22 protein-coding genes are annotated in these 19,177 nt (G+C 61.6%); 8 read left to right on the forward strand and 14 right to left on the reverse strand.

Annotated features, from left to right (window positions below; genetic code table 11):
• Positions 1-127: 127 nt before the first annotated feature.
• The 4 genes from BMZ35_RS04730 to BMZ35_RS20865 form a co-directional block, all read right to left on the reverse strand.
• On the reverse strand, positions 128-1,402 hold the full coding sequence (locus BMZ35_RS04730) for a bifunctional folylpolyglutamate synthase/dihydrofolate synthase (RefSeq protein ID WP_093091361.1): 1,275 nt from the start codon (positions 1,400-1,402) through the stop codon (positions 128-130).
• On the reverse strand, positions 1,399-2,358 hold the full coding sequence (accD, locus tag BMZ35_RS04735) for an acetyl-CoA carboxylase, carboxyltransferase subunit beta (RefSeq protein WP_093091363.1): 960 nt from the start codon (positions 2,356-2,358) through the stop codon (positions 1,399-1,401). The genes BMZ35_RS04730 and accD overlap by 4 nt, the downstream gene beginning before the upstream one ends.
• Before the next feature lie 64 nt (positions 2,359-2,422).
• Positions 2,423-3,304, reverse strand: coding sequence for a CPBP family intramembrane glutamic endopeptidase (locus BMZ35_RS04740; protein WP_093091364.1), 882 nt, complete (start codon positions 3,302-3,304; stop codon positions 2,423-2,425).
• Positions 3,305-3,313: 9 nt separating this feature from the next.
• Positions 3,314-3,514, reverse strand: a complete 201-nt coding sequence (locus BMZ35_RS20865) for a hypothetical protein (protein ID WP_093091366.1) — start codon at positions 3,512-3,514, stop codon at positions 3,314-3,316.
• On the opposite strand from BMZ35_RS20865, the gene BMZ35_RS04750 reads away from it, so the two are divergent.
• The 5 genes from BMZ35_RS04750 to BMZ35_RS04770 all read left to right on the forward strand — a co-directional run bounded on the left by BMZ35_RS04750 (position 3,513) and on the right by BMZ35_RS04770 (position 8,571).
• Entirely contained in the window at positions 3,513-4,283 is a 771-nt protein-coding gene (locus tag BMZ35_RS04750) for a DUF6478 family protein (protein ID WP_093091368.1), read from the forward strand. The genes BMZ35_RS20865 and BMZ35_RS04750 overlap by 2 nt on opposite strands.
• An 18-nt stretch (positions 4,284-4,301) precedes the next feature.
• On the forward strand, positions 4,302-4,679 hold the full coding sequence (locus BMZ35_RS04755) for a hypothetical protein (protein ID WP_093091370.1): 378 nt from the start codon (positions 4,302-4,304) through the stop codon (positions 4,677-4,679).
• Positions 4,680-4,697: 18 nt separating this feature from the next.
• Positions 4,698-5,012, forward strand: coding sequence for a hypothetical protein (locus BMZ35_RS04760; protein ID WP_093091372.1), 315 nt, complete (start codon positions 4,698-4,700; stop codon positions 5,010-5,012).
• A 377-nt stretch (positions 5,013-5,389) separates the two neighbouring features.
• The gene (locus BMZ35_RS04765; RefSeq protein ID WP_093091375.1) at positions 5,390-7,417 is read left to right on the forward strand and encodes an NADPH-dependent 2,4-dienoyl-CoA reductase; all 2,028 of its coding nucleotides are present in this window, start codon (positions 5,390-5,392) and stop codon (positions 7,415-7,417) included.
• A 248-nt stretch (positions 7,418-7,665) separates the two neighbouring features.
• Entirely contained in the window at positions 7,666-8,571 is a 906-nt protein-coding gene (locus tag BMZ35_RS04770; protein ID WP_093091377.1) for a LysR family transcriptional regulator, read from the forward strand.
• Between the two features lie 71 nt (positions 8,572-8,642).
• On the opposite strand, the gene BMZ35_RS04775 is transcribed toward BMZ35_RS04770, so the two are convergent.
• The 4 genes from BMZ35_RS04775 to BMZ35_RS04790 are packed head-to-tail and all read right to left on the reverse strand — an operon-like array spanning position 8,643 to position 11,648.
• Positions 8,643-9,620 carry an OmpA family protein gene (locus BMZ35_RS04775; RefSeq protein WP_093091379.1) on the reverse strand — a complete coding sequence of 326 codons (978 nt, stop codon included), beginning with the start codon at positions 9,618-9,620 and terminating at the stop codon, positions 8,643-8,645.
• Positions 9,617-10,192, reverse strand: coding sequence for a peroxidase-related enzyme (locus tag BMZ35_RS04780; RefSeq protein ID WP_207502899.1), 576 nt, complete (start codon positions 10,190-10,192; stop codon positions 9,617-9,619). Before BMZ35_RS04780 ends, BMZ35_RS04775 begins: the two co-directional genes overlap by 4 nt.
• 8 nt (positions 10,193-10,200) lie before the next feature.
• Positions 10,201-10,929, reverse strand: a complete 729-nt coding sequence (locus BMZ35_RS04785) for a GNAT family N-acetyltransferase (protein WP_093091381.1) — start codon at positions 10,927-10,929, stop codon at positions 10,201-10,203.
• A complete protein-coding gene (locus BMZ35_RS04790; RefSeq protein ID WP_093091383.1) occupies positions 10,929-11,648 on the reverse strand; it encodes a competence/damage-inducible protein A in 720 nt (239 codons plus the stop codon). The genes BMZ35_RS04785 and BMZ35_RS04790 overlap by 1 nt, the downstream gene beginning before the upstream one ends.
• A gap of 49 nt (positions 11,649-11,697) precedes the next feature.
• Here BMZ35_RS04790 and sfsA point away from each other — a divergent pair, with 49 nt between their 5' ends.
• Both sfsA and map read left to right on the forward strand, forming a co-directional pair.
• Positions 11,698-12,408, forward strand: a complete 711-nt coding sequence (gene sfsA / locus BMZ35_RS04795; RefSeq protein WP_093091385.1) for a DNA/RNA nuclease SfsA — start codon at positions 11,698-11,700, stop codon at positions 12,406-12,408.
• 159 nt (positions 12,409-12,567) lie between these two features.
• A complete protein-coding gene (gene map / locus BMZ35_RS04800; protein ID WP_093091387.1) occupies positions 12,568-13,374 on the forward strand; it encodes a type I methionyl aminopeptidase in 807 nt (268 codons plus the stop codon).
• A gap of 3 nt (positions 13,375-13,377) precedes the next feature.
• Here map and BMZ35_RS04805 read toward each other — a convergent pair whose 3' ends face one another.
• The 3 genes from BMZ35_RS04805 to BMZ35_RS04815 form a co-directional block, all read right to left on the reverse strand.
• A complete protein-coding gene (locus BMZ35_RS04805; RefSeq protein ID WP_093091389.1) occupies positions 13,378-14,238 on the reverse strand; it encodes a DUF2189 domain-containing protein in 861 nt (286 codons plus the stop codon).
• 156 nt (positions 14,239-14,394) lie between these two features.
• On the reverse strand, positions 14,395-14,970 hold the full coding sequence (gene rsmD, locus BMZ35_RS04810; protein WP_093091391.1) for a 16S rRNA (guanine(966)-N(2))-methyltransferase RsmD: 576 nt from the start codon (positions 14,968-14,970) through the stop codon (positions 14,395-14,397).
• 10 nt (positions 14,971-14,980) lie between these two features.
• Positions 14,981-16,189, reverse strand: a complete 1,209-nt coding sequence (locus BMZ35_RS04815; RefSeq protein ID WP_093092566.1) for an NAD(P)/FAD-dependent oxidoreductase — start codon at positions 16,187-16,189, stop codon at positions 14,981-14,983.
• 86 nt (positions 16,190-16,275) lie between these two features.
• Here BMZ35_RS04815 and BMZ35_RS04820 point away from each other — a divergent pair, with 86 nt between their 5' ends.
• Positions 16,276-16,764, forward strand: a complete 489-nt coding sequence (locus BMZ35_RS04820; protein WP_093091393.1) for a peroxiredoxin — start codon at positions 16,276-16,278, stop codon at positions 16,762-16,764.
• An 89-nt stretch (positions 16,765-16,853) separates the two neighbouring features.
• Here the strand turns inward: BMZ35_RS04820 and BMZ35_RS04825 are convergent, their stop codons facing one another.
• The 3 genes from BMZ35_RS04825 to BMZ35_RS04835 form a co-directional block, all read right to left on the reverse strand.
• Positions 16,854-17,144, reverse strand: coding sequence for a 4a-hydroxytetrahydrobiopterin dehydratase (locus BMZ35_RS04825; RefSeq protein ID WP_093091395.1), 291 nt, complete (start codon positions 17,142-17,144; stop codon positions 16,854-16,856).
• A complete protein-coding gene (locus BMZ35_RS04830) occupies positions 17,141-18,328 on the reverse strand; it encodes a GNAT family N-acetyltransferase (protein ID WP_093091397.1) in 1,188 nt (395 codons plus the stop codon). Before BMZ35_RS04830 ends, BMZ35_RS04825 begins: the two co-directional genes overlap by 4 nt.
• A gap of 89 nt (positions 18,329-18,417) precedes the next feature.
• Entirely contained in the window at positions 18,418-19,176 is a 759-nt protein-coding gene (locus BMZ35_RS04835; protein WP_093092568.1) for a glycerophosphodiester phosphodiesterase family protein, read from the reverse strand.
• Position 19,177 lies beyond the last annotated feature (1 nt).

Genomic DNA, 19,177 nt, shown 5'->3' on the forward strand with positions numbered 1-19,177 from the left:
GGTTGCTTCGACTATAAGCGTGGTGATTCGAATCAGTCAATGGGGTGATTCGGAAAAACGAATCAATTGCCCCGAATCGGCTACCCGATCACGAAAACCGCCCCGCGCCTGCCGTACGGACCGTATTTCAGCCGTTTTCGCGTAAAATCGCCCCGGCAAGGTACAGCGAGCCACAGATCAAAACCCGCGCCCGAGCATCCTGCGCAACAATCTCCCGCAACGCGGCCTCGACCGTGTCGGCCTCTTGCGCCACCAACCCGACAGCGCGCGCAGCCGCCGCGGTTGCCTCCGCCGGAAGCGTGTTCTGCTCGCCCGGAATGGACACGGCCGTCAGGCTCTCGGCCTCTGCCGCCAGCGGCGACAGGTATCCCGAGATGTCCTTGGTGTTCAGCATCCCGCAAATCAGGTGGGTCGGGCGTTTGGGCAGCTTCGCAAGATGCGCGCCCAGCGCCTGACCGGCGGCAGCATTGTGTCCGCCATCCAGCCACAATTCGACTTCCGGCGCAGCCTCGACCAGCGGCCCCTGTCTCAGGCGCTGCATGCGCGCGGGCCAGAATACATTTTCCATCGCCGCCACACAGGCTGCTTCATCCGCCCCAAGATGACGCAACGCGGCAATCGCCGCCCCGGCATTCTGGATCTGGTGGGCACCGGGAAGGGCTGGCATGGGCAGGTCCAGAAGCCCGGTCTCATCTTGAAAGATCAACCGCCCGCGCTCTTCATAGACATGCCAGTGCTGCCCATGCGCAATCAACGGCGCGCCCATCTTAGCCGCCTGTCGCTCGATCACCTCAAGGGCTTCGTCCTCCTGCGGGCCGACCACACAGGGCACGCCCCGCTTGAGAATACCGGCCTTTTCAAACGCGATCTTGCCCAGCGTGTTCCCAAGGAACTGTTCATGGTCGATCGACACAGGCGTGATCACCGTCATTGCCGGGGCGTCCATCACATTGGTCGCATCCAGTCGCCCGCCAAGCCCGACTTCCAAAAGCGTGTAATCCGCGGGCGTGCGGGCGAAGGCCAGCAGCGCCGCACAGGTGGTGATCTCGAAATAGGTGATATCCGCACCGCCATTGGCCGCGTAGCACTCATCCAGCACCGCCGTAAGGTGCTCTTCCGAAATCAGCTCCCCAGCCAGCCGAATACGCTCGTGAAACCGGGCGAGATGCGGGCTGGTATAGGCATGCACGGATTTGCCCATACCTTCCAACCCGGCCCGGATCATGGCTTGCGTCGATCCCTTGCCATTGGTTCCGGCCAGATGGATCACCGGTGGCAGGCGGTCCTGCGGGTTGTCCAACGCCGCCAAAAGACGCCAGACCCGGTCCAGCGTCAGATCAATGATCTTTGGGTGCAACGCCATCATCCGATCAAGGATGACGTCAGATGTCACGGCGCTCATTTCTTGGTCGACTTGTCCGAAGCCGCATCCGCCTTGGGCGTGCGCGCGTCCTTGGTTTCTACCTCTGCTCCGGCCTCGGGCGCCGGCAAGTCCCCGGCCACGGCGGGCGGCAAGCCCATCAGCATCCGCGTGATGGTGATCAACTCGTCCCGCAGCTCGGTGCGCTTCGTCACCCGGTCAAGCATGCCGTGGTCCAGCAGATACTCGGCCCGCTGGAACCCGTCGGGCAGCTTTTCACGGATCGTCTGTTCGATCACCCGCGGCCCGGCAAAACAAATGAGCGCGTTGGGTTCGGAAATATGAACATCCCCCAGCATGGCATAAGACGCGGTCACACCGCCGGTGGTCGGATGGGTCAGCACCACGATATAGGGCAAACCGGCTTCTTTCAGCATCTGCACCGCCACCGTCGTGCGCGGCATCTGCATCAGGCTCAGGATGCCCTCCTGCATGCGCGCGCCCCCGGCAGCGGAAAACAGGATCAGCGGGCGCTTGAGTTTCACCGCGCGTTCGGCTGCAGCAATGATCGCATTGCCGACATACATGCCCATCGACCCGCCCATGAAGCTGAAATCCTGGCACGCGGCCACGATCGGCGTGCGCCCGATGTCGCCCTCGGCGACAAGCATCGCTTCCTTTTCGCCGGTGTTCTTCTGGGCGGCTTTCATCCGGTCGGGATATTTCTTCTGATCGCGGAAATGCAGCGGGTCGGCCAGCGGCTCCGGCACCTCCACTTCCACAAACACACCGCCGTCAAACAGCGCCTCGAACCGGGCGCGCGGGGTGATCGCCATGTGATGATCGCACTGCGTGCAAACATTGAGATTGGCGCTCAGTTCGCGGTGAAACAACATCGTCCCGCACTCGTCGCACTTGGTCCACAGATTGTCCGGGACTTCGCGACGGGAAAAGATCGAGTTGATCCGGGGACGGACGTAGTTTGTGATCCAGTTCATGCGCTTTTTTCGCCTCTCGGGTTCGCAGTAGGCCTGAAATAGGACGCTACGGAAAGAAATGCAATCAGCGTCGCAACGCGATCCGCGCCGTCAACCACCCGCACAGCAACACCCCAGCCTCCAGCGGCATCGCCCAAAGCAGCTTCTCGGTATCTTCCGGCCCGAACGGCAAGGTATAAAGCGCCAGCCCGTCCCAATAACCTTCCAGTGACATGAGGCTCATGGCCGTGAAATTGTTCACCATATGCAGGGCAATCGCCGGACCCAGCGTCCCCGACCGCGCCGTCAGATCGGCCGCGGCAAGGCCGAAAACCCCCGCCCAGACCACCATCCAGATAGCTGCGCCGCCATAAACCCCCGGCTCGTAATGCAATAGCGCAAACAAGAGACTCGGCAGACCCATCCAGACAATGGGCGAACGGAACCGCGCCGCCAGCTGGCTCTGCAGATAGCCCCGAAACAGCAGTTCCTCGGCCCCGCATTGCAACAATAACAGCCCGAGACTGATCGGCAGCAACGTCAGCCAATAGCCGAAATCCTTGGCCCGCGTCGGTGCGATCTCCTCGGGCATCGGCATCAGGAACACCACGACATAAAGAACAATGCAAAGCCGGAAGACCCGCCACCCCTGCCCCCAGAAAACCCGCCAGGGCCCCAGAAGACCCAGCATCGAGCGGCGATGCACCAGCCGAACCGCTACCCAGAGCGCCGCCACGAGGCACGAGAAACTGCCCAGCAAAAGCGCCATGCCCCGCACGGTGGTTCCGCTGGCGATTTCCTCAAAAATCGTACCCGCATCCGGCATGGCCCGGATCGCCGCAAACCACCCCACATTCAGTGCGATGAAGGCGATCACGGTCACCAGAACCCCAAGAACCAGCCACCCCGGCGCAGCACTGCGACGGGCGGGGGCGATCAGGGGCTCATGCGGGTCATAGGCGCTCATGCTCCTGACCTAGCGCAGCCCCGGCGCAAAGGAAACAGCGACAATTTTTTTCACGCTGCCTTCCCCCTTGCTCTTGCCCGGCGCGCATTTGTGCGTTTGTTTGATGGCAACCTTTTGGGTAAATAATGAAAACAACCACCCCCCTTTGTTTCGCCAATCGAAACAGTATGGCGCGCGGCGGTATGCACAGGGCAGGTTCAGAGACACCATGGCGCAAGGCAGCAGTTTCTTCCAGCGGCTCTTCCAGAAGGGCGCCGCACGCCAATGGGCCCGCATGGCCCGCAAGGCGGAGCGCACCGACCTGCCCACCCTGCGCGCCCAGCGCCGCAGCGCCCGCAGCCTGCGCCAGCATCTTGATGCGTTGATTTCGGTGGCCGAAAGCCGCCTTGCCCTGCCGATGATCGGCTCGAACGCCTTTCCAAAACCGCATGGCACCGACTGGTCCTGGCGTCCCCAGCTTTGGCGCGAACCGATTGCGGTCAAGGGGCGCGCGGCGGTGGAAAACAAGGAAATGCTGGGGGATGAGGTCACGCTGTTTCACGACTGCCGGATCAGCGAACTGACCCTGCGCCAGCTGCGCAACAACCGGGACAAGGATCTTGCACCCTTCGGCCTGCGCATGGACGTGTTCCGCTTTGACGGCTCGTTCCTGTCGCTGGTCGTCGACCTGCCGCCCGAGTCGGTCGATGGCCTTAAACGCAATCACGTGATCCGCGTCGATACGATCGTGGAAATGGAAAAACCGCTGGAAATCTTTGCCCGGCTCAACATCCGCCACGGCCCCAATACGGAACAGATTGTGCGCGAACTGCCGCTGCGGGAAGAGGACATTCGCGTCGAGTTTGACCTGGCCTATTCCAACCTGAACGAAAAACGGGTCGAACAGATGTGGCTTGACCTGATCTTCGAAGGCCCCGAGATGAACCAGGTCATTCTGCGGGACGTGACCTTCTCGCGCCGCCCACGCGCCGAATTCTAAGACCAAAGGACAGCGATCATGAGCCAACTGACCCTGACCAAGACCCGGCTGTTCGAAGGCATCTGGGAAGGTGTTCTGAGCTATGGCGAGGGCACCGGCCCCGAACCCATGATCAACGTCACCTATCAAGAAAAGCCAGTGCCGGGCGTATCGGTCACCGCCCATACCGACAGCACCGGCTGGGCGCTGCGCATCCCGCTTCCCCCTGAAAGCCTTCAGGACGGGGTGCAGACCGTGCTGATCACCGACAGCGCCACGGGCGCGCGGCTCGACACCATCACCTTCATTGCCGGTGAGGCCCTGGCAGACGACATTCGCGCCGAAATCGACCTGCTGCGCGCCGAGCTGGACATGCTCAAACGCGCCTTCCGGCGTCACTGCGTGGAAACCATGTAACAGTTCAGGAAGTGGCCCATGATTACCGAGATTGTTCGTTTCGACCTTCCCCATGACAAGAGCCGCGCCGAAGTGGTTGCGTTGTTCGAGGCCACCGTGGCGCGATGGCAATCCAACGACCGCCTGATCCGCAAGCAATATCTCTATGACGGGGAACGCGGTATTGGCGGAGGCATCTATCTCTGGCCAAGCAAGGCCGACGCGCTTGCCGCCCATGATACCACTTGGTGTGAAATGGCCGAACAGGTCTATGGCAGCCGTCCATCCTTTGAGTATTTCGAAACGCCGATCGTTGTCGACAATGCCGCCGGGGTGGTTTTGCACGAGGGCTGAGGGCCGTTCGTTGGCTCAGCAAAGCTGAGCCTGTTTTGGGGGGCGCTGCCCCCGTCTCAGCTTTGGCTGAGACTCCCCCGGGGTATTTGGGGAAAAAGAAAGAACCGGGGGAGAAATCCGACAATGGTTAACAAATCCCAGCGTGCGCAGTCTTAACAATCGGGTTCTGAGATGCGGAGCCGAAGCGATACCGACGCAATACCGACGTGATACCGATGCAAAACCGCAGACCCCAATCCTTGAAAACAAGGCCGTTCACCATGATTCGGGCTTTTGGACGCAACGGCACCGTGCGGTGCCCTGTTCCATGACGCCGCGTCCCGCGTGACAGGCGCAAGGCTTTACGTTTTGGTAACCCAAACCCTGAGGAGGCTTTCATGACCCAATATCTGCACCTGCTGGCACCGCTCGATCTTGGCTTTACCACGCTGAAAAACCGCGTGTTGATGGGGTCGATGCATACCGGCCTCGAAGAAACCAAGGACTGGAACCGCGTCGCCGAGTTCTATGCCGAACGCGCCCGCGGCGACGTCGGTCTGATCGTCACCGGCGGCATGGCCCCATCGAAAGAAGGCGGCGTCTTTCCCGGCGCGGCGGGCCTGTTCAACGATCAGGACATCGCCAATCACAAGGTGGTCACGGACCGCGTACACGAGGCGGGTGGCAAGATCGCCATGCAGATCCTGCACGCGGGGCGCTATGCTTATGGACCGGAATGTGTCTCGGCCTCGCCGATCAAATCGCCGATTTCCCCTTTTCCTCCCAAGGAGTTGGATGAAGAGGGCATCGAGAAACAGATCCAGGATTTCATCACCGCGACGGTGCGGGCACGCGAAGCAGGTTATGATGGTGTCGAGATCATGGGGTCCGAGGGCTATTTCTTGAACCAGTTCCTTGTCACCCATACCAACAAGCGCACCGATCGCTGGGGCGGGTCTTATGAGAACCGGATGCGACTCCCGGTCGAGGTCGTGCGCCGCTGCCGCGAGGCCGTGGGCGACGATTTCATCATCATCTACCGTCTGTCGATGATCGACCTGATCCCCAATGGGTCAACCCATGAAGAGGTGGTTCAGCTTGCTCAAGCCATTGAAAAGGCAGGCGCCACGATCATCAACACCGGCATCGGCTGGCACGAGGCCCGCATCCCGACCATCGCCACCAGTGTGCCCCGCCGCGCCTTCGCATGGGTGACGAAAAAGCTGATGGGCAAGGTGGGCATCCCGGTCATCACCTCGAACCGCATCAACATGCCCGATGTGGCCGAAGAGGTCCTGGCCGAGGGCTGCGCCGACATGGTGTCGATGGCGCGCCCCTTCCTTGCCGACGCAGATTTCGTGGCCAAGGCCGCCGCGGGCAAGGCCGATCAGATCGCGCCCTGTATCGGCTGCAACCAGGCCTGTCTCGATCACACGTTCTCGGGCAAGCTGACCTCCTGCCTCGTGAACCCGCGCGCCTGTCACGAGACCGAACTGGCCATCGCGCCAGCAGACGCGAAAAAGAAGATCGCCGTCGTCGGCGCCGGTCCGGCTGGCCTGTCCTCGGCCATCACCGCCTCGCAACGCGGCCACGACGTGACCCTGTTCGACCGCGCCGACAAGCTTGGCGGCCAGCTTAACGTGGCCAAGCAAATCCCCGGCAAGGAAGAGTTCTGGGGCCTCGTGGACTGGTACGAAGCCATGGTCGCCGCCGAAGGCATCACCGTGAAACTGAATACCGAAGTGTCGGCCGATGACCTCGCAGGCTTTGACGAAGTGATCGTCTCCACCGGCATTGTCCCGCGCGATCCCGGCATCCCAGGCAGCGACCGCCCCGAGGTGCTCTCCTATCTCGACGTGCTGCGCGACAAGAAACCTGTGGGCAAGCGTGTCGCCGTGATCGGCGCGGGCGGTATTGGGTTCGACGTGACCGAATTCCTCGTGCACGAAGGCGAGAGCCTGACCGAGAACCTGCCGGAATGGATGAAGGAATGGGGCGTTGGCGATCCCGAGGAAACCCCCGGCGGACTCGCTCCGCAAGGCCCGCAACCCCATGCTCCCGCACGCCAGGTCACGCTGATGCAGCGCAAGGCCAAGGCACTTGGCAAAGGGTTGGGCAAGACCACCGGCTGGATTCACCGCGCCGCACTCAAGATGAAGAATGTCGAGATGCTCGGCGGTGTGAACTACGAAAGGATCGACGATGCGGGACTGCACATCTCCTTTGGCGAGGCGCGCGAAAACCCGAAGGTGATCGAGGTCGACAATGTGGTGATCTGCGCCGGACAGCTGTCTGATCGTACGCTGGCGGAAGCACTCGAAGCCAAAGGCATTTCCTGTCACGTGATCGGCGGGGCCGATGTTGCGGCTGAACTCGATGCCAAACGCGCCATCAACCAGGGCACCCGGCTCGCCGCAATGCTCTGATCTTCCCTCTCATTGGTTCCAAATACCCAATCGCCGCGCCCCTCGGGGCGCGGCCCGGCCCAACGCCTTGGAGCGCATCCCGGATGCGTTTCAATGGGGCGGGAGCGCCTCGTTCAACAACTGTTTCGCTGTTTCCACGCCGCAAACGATCCCTGACAAATCCCTGATATTGTCTGCCCTCTGCCCTCATCCTGCCCGATTTCGACGTGATACCTGATCCTCAACAATGCATGTAGAGGTAGGAACGAATGGATCGCCTGACCGAAATGGAAGCTTTTGCCACCGTGGTGGATCAGGGTGGCTTCACCGATGCCGCCAAGAAAATGGGCATCTCGAAATCAGCCGTGTCCAAGCACGTCTCAAGCCTCGAGGCGCGCCTTGGCGCGCGCCTATTGAACCGCACCACCCGCCGTGTCAGCCCGACCGAAATCGGTCTGGCTTATTATGACCGCGCCCGCCGTGTACTGAACGATGCGGGCGAGGCGGACGCCCTTGTCACTTCGATGCAATCTGCTCCTTCGGGCCTTCTCCGCATCTCCGTGGCCACCGATTTCGGCGTCAATCATCTGTCCCCGGTCCTGGGCGAATTTCTCAATGAATTCCCGGACATCACCGTCAACATGGTGCTCAACAACCGCTATGTTGAACTGATTTCCGAAGGCTTTGACATGGCCATCCGCATTGGCGAACTGGAAGACAGCACCCTGCGTGCGCGCAAGCTGACCGAAACCACCAAGCGCATGATTGCCAGCCCGGGATATTTCAAACGCTACGGGCGTCCGCAGAAGATCGACGACCTGAACGATCACAAACTGCTGCACTACTCCAGCCAGTCCAACGGCGCGGTCTGGAAACTGACCGCCCCGTCCGGCGAAAAGCGTCAGGTCCGCACCGCCGGCTGGCTTTCGGTCAATGATGGACAATCGCTCCTGAACGCGGCCATTGCCGGTCTCGGCATCGCCTACCTGCCGAGCTTCCTCTATGCCGAAGCCATGGAACAGGGTCTGGTCGAGGACGCGATTCCCGATTTACCCCTGGAAACCCAAGGCATCTACGCAGTCTATCCGCCCGGCCGCTTCACCCAGCCCAAGGTTCGCGCCTTCATCGACTTTCTGGTGCATGCCTTTGCTGAAAAGGGCCCGACCGACTGGTAAGACGACTTCCCCGAAGCTTTCCGTCATGCGAAAGCAAACCTGACCCGGACCGCTTTGGACCGGGTCTTTTTTTATTCGGTGTTCAAAAGAACCGCTTCCACCCGACGATTGGCGTTGCGCCCCTCTTCCGTCAGGTTCGACGCGATGGGCGACAGAAACCCCACACCCTGCGCTTCAAGTTGCCCCGCGCCCACGCCATAGGCCTCGACCAACCGGGCCTGAACGGCGACAGCACGCTTGCGTGACAATTCGCTGTTCTGTGCCAACGACCCTTCGCTGTCCGTGTGCCCCACCAGCGCCACCCGGCGGGTTGTATCCGCATTGAGATAAGCCGCGAGCGAGTCCAGCGACCGGAACGGCCCCGCCCCAAGTCGGGACGATCCGGTCTCGAACTCCAGATCCGAAAGCACGATGTGCCCTGTCCGTTCAAGCCAAAGCGGAATGCTGTCGGCATCAACCACGTCTGGGCGCAACGTCGTGTCCTGGCGCGCCGGTCCGGTGGTGCCGATACGAGGCGTCGAAGGCTCGTCTCCGACGCGCGCTTCCTGTGTTTCGAAGGGTGCCGGGCTGACCTCGATCACCTGCACCATACCCGCCTGTGCCGTGCGGCTGACCAGCACACCGACCCCCTCCGGCCCGGAATCGCCATCGCGAAAGCCCGAGGTGAACTGATAATCCGACAGGTCCACGAACATCTCGGGCGGGGGCAGAACTTCGGTGTTGAAACGGAAATCAAACCCGCCGCAAAGCTCTGCGTCGCAGGAAAATACGATATCGTAACCCGCGCTTAACAATTGTGCCGTAAGGTCGGCGGCCATGGCCCCTGTCCCGGCAAACCCACTCGGAATGCGCCAACTGCGCCGCATCACCGCGCCGGGCAATCGGTCGCTGGGCACCTCGTCATTGGTGAAGGGGCCCGTCGGTACCGCATAGAACCCTTGCGCGCTGCGGACATCGCCCAATAGCTGCGCCCCTTCTGGCAGCACGGGCTCGAACCCCGCCGCCAGCCCTGGCCACACCGCCAACGATATGGCCAGTCCCCGTTTCATCGCGCCTGTGCGTGATACTCATCATTGGGCCACATGCCCGTGGCCGAAGCGACCCGGTTTGACATGTTGTAGAACCCGGCGACATTGGCGATGTCCCAGATATCCCGATCGCTGAACCCGACGTCGCGCAGGTGCTGGCGGTCTACCTCCTCGATGGTCGCTGACGCCATTGTCATCTTCTCGGCAAAGGCCAGCATCGCGTATTGCCGCGCGTCGAGATCCGCCACCCGCCAGTTCATCACCATCATCTCGCCCAGCTTCGGGTCGCCTGAATACTGCCGCACCGCCGCACCATGCGCCACCAGACAATAGAAACACTTGTTGATGGCGCTCACCACGACCGCGATCATCTCGCGTTCCAGCTTGTTCAACCCGCTTTCACCCAGCATCAGGTCATTGTAAAGCGCCGTGAACGCGTTGAGCTTGGTGACATCAAGGGCATAGGCCTTGAGCACGTTCGGCACCATGCCAAGCTTCTCGGTGCAGATGTCGAAATAGCGCTGCGTCTCTTCGGGCAGCGGGTTCATCATCGGGATGTCCAATGCGGTTGGCTGGTCAGTCTTGCTCAACATAGTCTCCCTCAATCAATGACTTTCTGACGATAGTGATAGTGTCCCACAACCTTCATTCCGAGGGAAGAATAGAGCCCGTTTGCCGCCTTGTTACGCGACGTACAAATCACGGCAAGCGTGTGCCCGCCATTGTCGAGCACCCAATAGGCCGCCCGTCGCATCAACCAGCGCCCAACACCTTCGCGGCGCTGATGCGGCAGGATTTCCAGCGCGTGCACCATTCCAATTCCATCATGCATCGACAGGAACGACGCGCCCGCAGGCTGGTCCCGCCAACGTGACACGAACCCGGTCTTGGGAGCACTGGCACGATGCATCACCGCGAGCCGACCTTCACCGATTCCACCCGAAGCCCACATCTCCTCCATGATCTTCAGCGGCTCCCAGGCCGGGATCGCTGCCGTGCGAGGCGGGCGTTCCGTGGCGATGTCCTCCGAGCGCGCCGCGTACATCGTGACCGGATCGACGATCTCGTACCCAGCCTCGTCCAATACCGCGTCCAGCGCCGCGTCCCCCTCCCGGATCTGGAACAATGGCACCTGTCCCAGTGCTCGCATCGCGGCCTCCGCCTCTGGCAGGTCCGCTGCCGTCGCGGGCCCCTCCGCCGTCGCCGCCGACACCCGCTTGCCGCCACCACGCCCTTCGCGGATCGTGAACGGCCCGCACTGGCTGGTTGCATAAGGCGGCCACGTCGCCTCGATCACCTCGTAGAGCTTTTGCGCATCCGGTTGTGCCATTATCCAAACATCTCCGCCAGTCGTGTCATCGCCGCGTCCACCCGCGCGCCATCCGTGCCGCGGATGACGATATTCGCCCCGAACACCCCGTCCTTCTGGAAGGGATAGGACCCAATGGACAGATCGGAAAAATCCGCCGCCAACGCGCCCAAAGGCCCGGCAATATCGCCCTCGCCCTTCATGATCCGCAAGGACTGCGACAACAGCGGCGCACCGCCGGTCAACGTCGGCAACACGCTCGCCACCATTGCCTGGAATACCGACGGGACCCCGGCCATCACGTGCACGTTTTCTACCGTGAACCCCGGCGCCACCGAAACCGGGTTGTCAATCAAGGCCGCCCCGTCCGGAATACGCGCCATACGCAGCCGCGCCTCGTTCAGTTCCTGCCCCGAGTTGTCGTAATGCGCCTGCAACAGGGCCCGCGCATCGCTGCGCACATCAATCGACCGCCCAAAGGCCGCAGCGATGCAGTCGGCGGTAATGTCGTCATGGGTCGGCCCGATTCCACCGCTTGTAAACACTGTGTCATAAGTCCCCGACAATGCCTGAACGGCCGCGATGATCATCTCGCGGTCATCCGCCACGATCCGCACCTCTCGCAGGTCAACCCCGTGCTTGGTCAGCTCCCCGGCCAGGAAATGCATGTTCGCATCCCGTGTCCGGCCCGAAAGGATTTCGTCCCCGATCACCAGCATGGCAGCGGTGGGATTGGTCATGGCGCAGCGCTCCTTGTCAGAGGGTCACCGCAGGTATAGGGCTGAGACCATGCGCTTTCAAACCCCTCTTTTGCCCGCCGTGCTGATCCGCCGCTACAAACGCTTTCTCGCCGATGCCCGGCTCGAGGACGGCACCGAGATCACCGCCCATTGCGCCAATCCCGGTTCCATGATGGGGCTGGCTGATCCGGGCAGCCGGATCTGGCTGGAACCCAATGACGACCCGAAGAAGAAACTGAAATACGGCTGGCGGCTGGTCGATCATGAGAATGGCCATTTCACAGGTGTCGACACCTCGGTCCCGAACCGTGCCCTCAAAGCCGCGCTGATGGCGCATCAACTCCCCGAACTCGCCGCCTACCCGATGGTGCGCAGCGAGGTGAAATACGGCGAAAACAGCCGCATCGACTTTCTGCTGACCGGTGACGACTTGCCCGACCTCTATGTCGAGGTAAAATCCGTCACGCTCTCGCGCAGCCCCGGCTTGGCCGAGTTTCCCGACAGCGTCACTGCGCGCGGCACCAAGCATCTTGGTGAATTACAGCAGATGGTCACCGCCGGCCACCGTGCCATGATGCTCTACCTTGTCCAGCGCACGGATGCACAAACCGTCACCCTCGCGCGGGATATCGACCCGACCTATGCCGCCGCCTTCGCCGCCGCACGCGCCGCCGGAGTCGAGGTCATGGCCTATGGCTGTCAGATCACCCCCGACGCCATCGACATTGGCACGCGCCTGCCGTTCCACGACGCCCCCTGATCTTTCTTTTTCCGAAAATACCCCCGGGGGAGTCGCGCGTCTGCGCGACGGGGGCGGCGCCCCAACCCCCAACCCCCAACAGACATGCGCGCCCCCTCTGGTTCTTTCGCATGTTTCCGCTTAAGTAACAAAAAAAGCGCATTTGATGGAGCAGACCCCATGATCGGCAAAGGCCGCCAGACCCGCGACGGGATCCGCATTTACGAACAGGCCGATTTCGCAGGCATGCACGCCGCCGGCGAACTGGCAGCGCGCATCCTTGACGAAGTGGCTGAGCTTGTCGTCCCGGGCCAGACCACGGGCGAGATTGACCGCGTCATCGAATCTAAGGTCAACGCTGCGGGCGCCAAATCGGCAACGATCGGCTATCGCGGCTATCAGCACGCCTCCTGCATCAGCGTCAACCACGTGGTCTGCCATGGCATTCCCGGCGACAAGAAACTGAAAGAGGGCGACATTCTCAACATCGACGTTACCGTGATCGTTGACGGCTGGTACGGCGACACCAGCCGCATGTATGTGGCGGGCAAACTGAACCGCAAGGCCGAGCGCCTGATCCAGGTCACGCATGACGCGCTGATGACAGGGATCGAGGCGGTCAAACCCGGTAACACGTTCGGCGACATCGGCCATGCCATCCAGAGCTATGTCGAAGGCCACCGCATGTCCGTGGTGCGCGACTTCTGCGGTCACGGGCTGGGTCGCGTCTTTCACGCCCCGCCCAATGTGCTGCATTATGGCCGCCCCGGCACCGGCGCCGTGCTTGAAGAAGGCATGTTCTTCACCATCGAACCCATGGTGAACCTGGGGCGCCCCGAAACCAAAGTGCTGGCAGATGACTGGACGGCCGTGACCCGAGACAAGTCACTATCGGCGCAGTTCGAACACTCCATCGGCGTCACTGCGGACGGGGCCGAAATCTTTACCCTGTCGCCGGGCGGAAAGTTTCACCCGACCTACGGCTGAGCCTCAGTCATAGCTCACGGCCATCCGGTAAAGATGCCATGTTGCGTGGCCCAGCACGGGCAAGGCGATCACCAGGCCGATGAAAAACGGTACCGAGCCGATCACGAGGCAGGCAGCGACGACAAAGCCCCATGCCGCCGTCACAAGCGGGTTCTTGACCGCCACCCGGATCGAGGTGGCCACGGCGACCGGCAATCCGAAAGGATGGTCCACCAGCATCGGGAAACTGACAATCGTCGTGACCAGGACAACCGCGGCAAACACGAACCCGACACCACATCCGACCCAGATCAAGGTCCATCCCGCGGGCGTGGTCAGAACCTCACGCAGCATTCCCGTCAGCGTCTTGGGCAACTCCGGCCCCATGATGGCGCCATAAATTTCAAGCGCTACCACCATCCAGATCGCGTAGAACCCCAACAGATATAGGCCGAGCACCATGATCGGCCCAAACACGCGGCTGCGCAGCGATACCAACGCCGAAACCCATGTCACGTCTTCGCCCGCCTCGTATTGGCGACTCATCTCGTAAAGCGCAACGGCCGCCAAAGGCCCCAGAAGGGCAAATCCCGCCGCCATCGGAAAGACCAGCGGGATCAGGGCGCTATTGAAAGCGACCAATGTCAACGCCAACCCGATCAACGGATAGATCATCACCAGCATCATCACGTCGCTGCGGCTCCTGCCCAAATCAGCCAGCCCCAGTTTCAGCGCCTTCCTGATATCGTTCAGGTGCAGGGCATGCACCCGCGGTGAGACCCGTGCATCACTGGACATGCCTTCGGCCACGTCATGCGCCGCATGACCGAGACCACTCAGGGCCTTCGCGCCCCAACTCAGTGGATTTCCGATAGTTTCAACCATGGCGTCCTCCCGGTTTACACAAGGCAGGCCGCGCATTTCTCGCGTCTCAATGCAGGAGGGTCAGACCCAATTCAACAGGCCCGAACACTCAGGCGGCCTGCATCATCCCATCTAGTGTAGCATATTTCCCTGATTCACCGGCGCACAATCGTGCGATCATCTGCAATCGTTCGCATCACGCTCAAGGAAGGTCACATGCGTGTCGCCGTATTTGCGCTGATCCAGCAGGGCGAAACCTTCCGGTGCCAGTTGCGGCGCATTCTCTTCCCAAACGATCAACGCCCCCGGCGCAATCCACCTCCCCGCGACCGCCGTCGCAAGCGCCCGCTCTCCCATGCCCTTGCCATAGGGCGGGTCCAGAAACACGAGGTCGAACCCCGCGCCATCCCACACCGGAAGCCGCGTTGCATCGCGCATCACGAGCCTTGTCGACGCCTTGCTGCGGGTCAGGCGGATGTTTTCGCGGATCAACGATCCCGCCTTGCGCCCATCATCGACGAAACAGACCTCGGACGCGCCGCGCGACAGTGCCTCAAGCCCCAGCGCCCCAGTTCCTGCAAACAGGTCAAGCACCCGCGCACCGCTGATCGGATCGCTAAACTTGCCCCCCATCAGCACGTTGAACAGGCTTTCGCGGACGCGATCAGTTGTCGGACGCAGATGGGCACCCGCATCTCCCTTGCCGACACTGGCAAGCGCCGTGCCGCGAAACTGACCCGCGATAATGCGCATTCTTGCTTCCCTAACCGCGCATCAGCGCTTTCATATCGGTCTCGGGATCTGCAATCGCTGCCGGGTCCGCCGATTTCCCCATTTCGATCAGCCGTTTGCCCACCATGTAATCTCGCGGCGCGTTCATCGCGTCCACGGCAAGCAGCGTCTCCCCCTTGTAATACCAGAACGACACCGACATTCCCTCACCGGGGCGCGTCACCACGTTGTCATACCCTGCATTCAGCCCGGCAATCTGCAACTTGATGTCATACTGATCCGACCAGAACCACGGCTTCGCGACATAATCTTTTTCCGCCCCCATGATGTTCTCGGCCACGCATTCGGCCTGATCAATCGCGTTGGGCACACTCTCCAGCCGGATGCGGGTGCCGCGATAGGGAAACGAGGCGCAATCCCCCGCCGCCCAGATCGCAGGGTCCGATGTGCGCCCTTGTGCGTCGGTCTTGATCCCGTTATCGACCTCAAGCCCCGCTGCCTCGGCCAGCGATGTCGCCGGCGTGATTCCGACCCCCACAATCGCGAAATCCAGCACCAGTTCGGTGCCATCGCTCAGCACCGCGCCATCCACACGCCCATCACCCGTCAACCGCTCAAGGCCCACACCTTCAAGGATATTGACCCCATGGCCAGCATGTAGTGTGCGGAAATAATCACTGGTCTGGGGCGCGGCCACGCGTTGCAGAATACGGTCCGCCATCTCGACCAGCGTCACCTGCAGCCCCTTGGACGCCGCCACCGCTGCTGCCTCCAGGCCGATATAACCGCCACCGATAATCAGAACCCGCTTGCCTTCGGCAAACTCCGGCGCCATGGCGTCCACGTCCCTCAGATCCCGCACGGTGTAAACCCCGTCCAAAGCACCTCCAATCGCAGCGGGCAAGCGGCGCGGCACCGAACCGGTCGTCAGAACAAGGTGGTCATAGTCAAGCGCGCGCCCGGCGGTGATCACTTTTTTATCGGCCCTGTCAATCGACACCACGGTCTCGTCCAGATGCAGGTCGATCCCGTTTTCGCCGTAATAGCTTTCGGGCCGCAGGTACAGCCGTTCGACCTCCATCTCTCCCAGAAGGTATTTCTTGCTCAGCGGCGGGCGCTGATAGGGCGGCGCATGCTCTTCCCCGATCAGGGTGATCTGTCCTTCGAAGCCAAGACTGCGCAGCTTTGCCACGCATGAAGAACCTGCCTGCCCTGCTCCGATCACAACAACGTGCGTCACGTCATTTCCCCCCATTTTTGTTTGCGCCGCTTCTGCGTGACCCTATATCGCTGAAACAGGGAAACGCAACGAAAGAGAAATCCTTCATGACAATTGAAATTGGTGCAGAGCTGCCTTCGGGCAATCTGATGAAACTTGGCGAAAACGGCCCCGAACCCGTGGATGTCGCGGCCCTGACCAAGGGGCGCAAAGTGGTTCTGTTCGGCCTGCCCGGTGCTTTCACCGGCACCTGCACATCGGCGCACCTGCCCAGCTTCATGCGCACCGCCGAAGCATTTCGCACAAAGGGCGTGGACGAGATCATTTGCATGTCGGTGAACGACCCTTGGGTCATGGATGCCTGGGACAAATCCATGGGCGCCTCGGAAGCGGGGATCACCATGCTCGCGGATCCCGCTGGCGACTTGACCATGGCAATGGGGCTCGATTTCTCAGCGCCCGTGGTGGGTTTCGTGAACCGCACCCGCCGCTTTGCAGCCATTGTCGAGGACGGCGTGATCCAGGCGCTCAACGAAGAAACCGAACGTGGTGTCTGCGATCGCACCGCCGGAGAAACTCTGCTCGAGGCGATCTGAGCAAGAGATAACCGTAAGTAAGAAACGGGCTGGTAATCATGGTGATTTCCAGCCCGTTTGCTTTTTTTTCAAAAGGGGTAAACCGCTGCCTAAAGCGTGTCCATCTTGCGCGCAAGCTTGGCATCCAGGGACGACACACCATCAACATCATGCGTGGTCAAAACCACCTCTACCCGATTGTAAACATTAGACCATTCCGGGTGGTGGTTCCATTTCTCGGCCCATAGCGCGGCGCGTGTCATCCACCCGAACGCGTCAACGAAACTGTCAAACTTGTAGGTCTTGGTGATCGCGTCGCGCCCCTCGACCATCTCCCAGCCGCTTGCCAGCAACGGCCCCAGCACCGCGTCCCGCGCGGCATCGCTCAGTCGTTCAGTCATTCGTGGTCCTCTCTGGTTTCCTTGCGAAACGGCCCCCACGCCGTCATCACTTCGATCTCTTCACTGACCGCCGCCCGTTCAGCCACCAGATAGCGGTCCACCGCCTCCGCAAAGCCCGGATCTCCAATCCAGTGCAACGACTGCGTCTGGACCGGCAAATACCCGCGCGCAAGTTTGTGTTCGCCCTGAGCCCCGGCCTCGACTCGGCACAGCCCGTGTGCAATGGCCCAGTCCATCGCCTGATAATAACATAGTTCGAAGTGAAGGCAGGGATAATCCTCGATACACCCCCAATAGCGCCCGAACAGGCAATCACGCCCGATGAGGTTCATAGCCCCCGCCACGGGCACCCCATCCCGCATGGCGAAGACCAACAGGATGTCGTCGCGCATGGTGGCATGCGCCATGTCGAAAAAGGCCCGCGTCAGATAGGGCGTCCCCCACTTTCGCGCCCCGGTATCCTGATAGAAACGCCACATGGCGTCCCAGTGCTCCGGGCGGATGTCGTCACCCGTGAGATGCACGATCTCGCCCCCGAACGCTTGCGCGCGCGCCCGCTCCTTGCGCAGCGTCTTGCGTTTGCGCGACGACAACGAGCCGAGGAATTCGTCAAAGCAGCCATACGCCCGATTCACCCAATGGTATTGCTGCCCGGTCCGCAGCATCAGCCCCATCGCCTGCCCGGCCTCCGCGTCGGCCTCGCTGCAAAAAGTGAGATGCACCGAGGACAGCTGATTGTCCGCCGCAACTTGCACTGCCCCCTGCACAAGCGCGCTCTGCCCCATCGCCTCGAACCCCGGACGCACCAGAAGGCGCCGCCCGGTGACAGGGGTAAAGGGCACCGCGATCTGCAATTTGGGATAATACCTTCCACCGGCACGCTCATAGGCATGCGCCCAGTTGTGATCAAAGACGTATTCGCCCTGGCTGTGCGACTTGGCATACATCGGCGCCACGGCAATAACCTGTCCACTCGCGCGGGCGCTGAGGTACTGAGGTTGCCAGCCGGTCCCCGGCCCGACCGAGCCGCTTTCCTCCAGCGCATTCAGAAAGCGGTAGGTCGTGAACGGGTCACGGGGGCGCCCCCCGTCTGCCACCTCGGGGCAGGCGCAGGCATCCCACTCCCCTTCGCCGATGCCAGACAATGTGCCGTGCAACGCAATCTCGATCTGTCCGCCATCCATGCCCACGTCTCCCTGCCCTTACTATCTGGCACCGATACGCGTGGGATCAAGGCCAACGCGGTTTTCACCCCATTGGCCAAATCACCCGGTCACTTCGCAGCAAGATATCCTTCAAAGGTCACGTTATCCGCGACCTCGCGGGCCTCAGCCTCAATCTCGGTGGACTTCACGGTCCAACAGAGCACATGCGTGCCCGCCTTCTTGAGGTCGGCCACCCGCGCGCGTTTCAGGTCGCTGACATGGTGGCTGATGAAACAGGCCCCGACCCGGTCGTAATCGGGGATGTCGCGCAACCGGTCGCGTACCGCGGCACGCACCAAAGGCCACTCATCGGCATCAAATTCTTCGGTCACGAGGCCACGGGGTACCTCTGGCGCAAATCGCGCCATCGCTGCCACGCTTTCGGGATTGAAGGACATGAAGGCAAGCGGCCCATCGTAGCCACGCGCAGCTTTGGCCGCCGCCGCCTCCAGAACACCGACATTCTTGCCCAGCGCGCCGTCCTGATCCTTGATCTCGACCAGAAGAGGCACCCGGCCATCAACGAGCGCCAACACTTCGGCAAATGTCGGCACCCCTTCGTCACCACCGCGAAGGGCAATCCCGGCCAATTCAGCCGCCGTGCGTTGCCGCACCGGACCAGAGGCTTCGGCCAAACGCTCCAACTGGTAGTCGTGGAACACCATGGCCTGCCCGTCTTTGGACAATTGCAGGTCGATTTCGATCCCATAGCCATGCGCCATCGCCGCTCGGATCGCCGCGCGGCTGTTTTCCGGACGCCCGTCAGAAACATCATGCAAGGCACGATGCGCCAGCGGGATCTGCAGAAATGCCGGGTCCAACACCATC

It is taken from the genome of Shimia aestuarii (assembly GCF_900114635.1).
In the GTDB taxonomy this organism is placed as follows: Bacteria; Pseudomonadota; Alphaproteobacteria; order Rhodobacterales; family Rhodobacteraceae; genus Shimia; species Shimia aestuarii.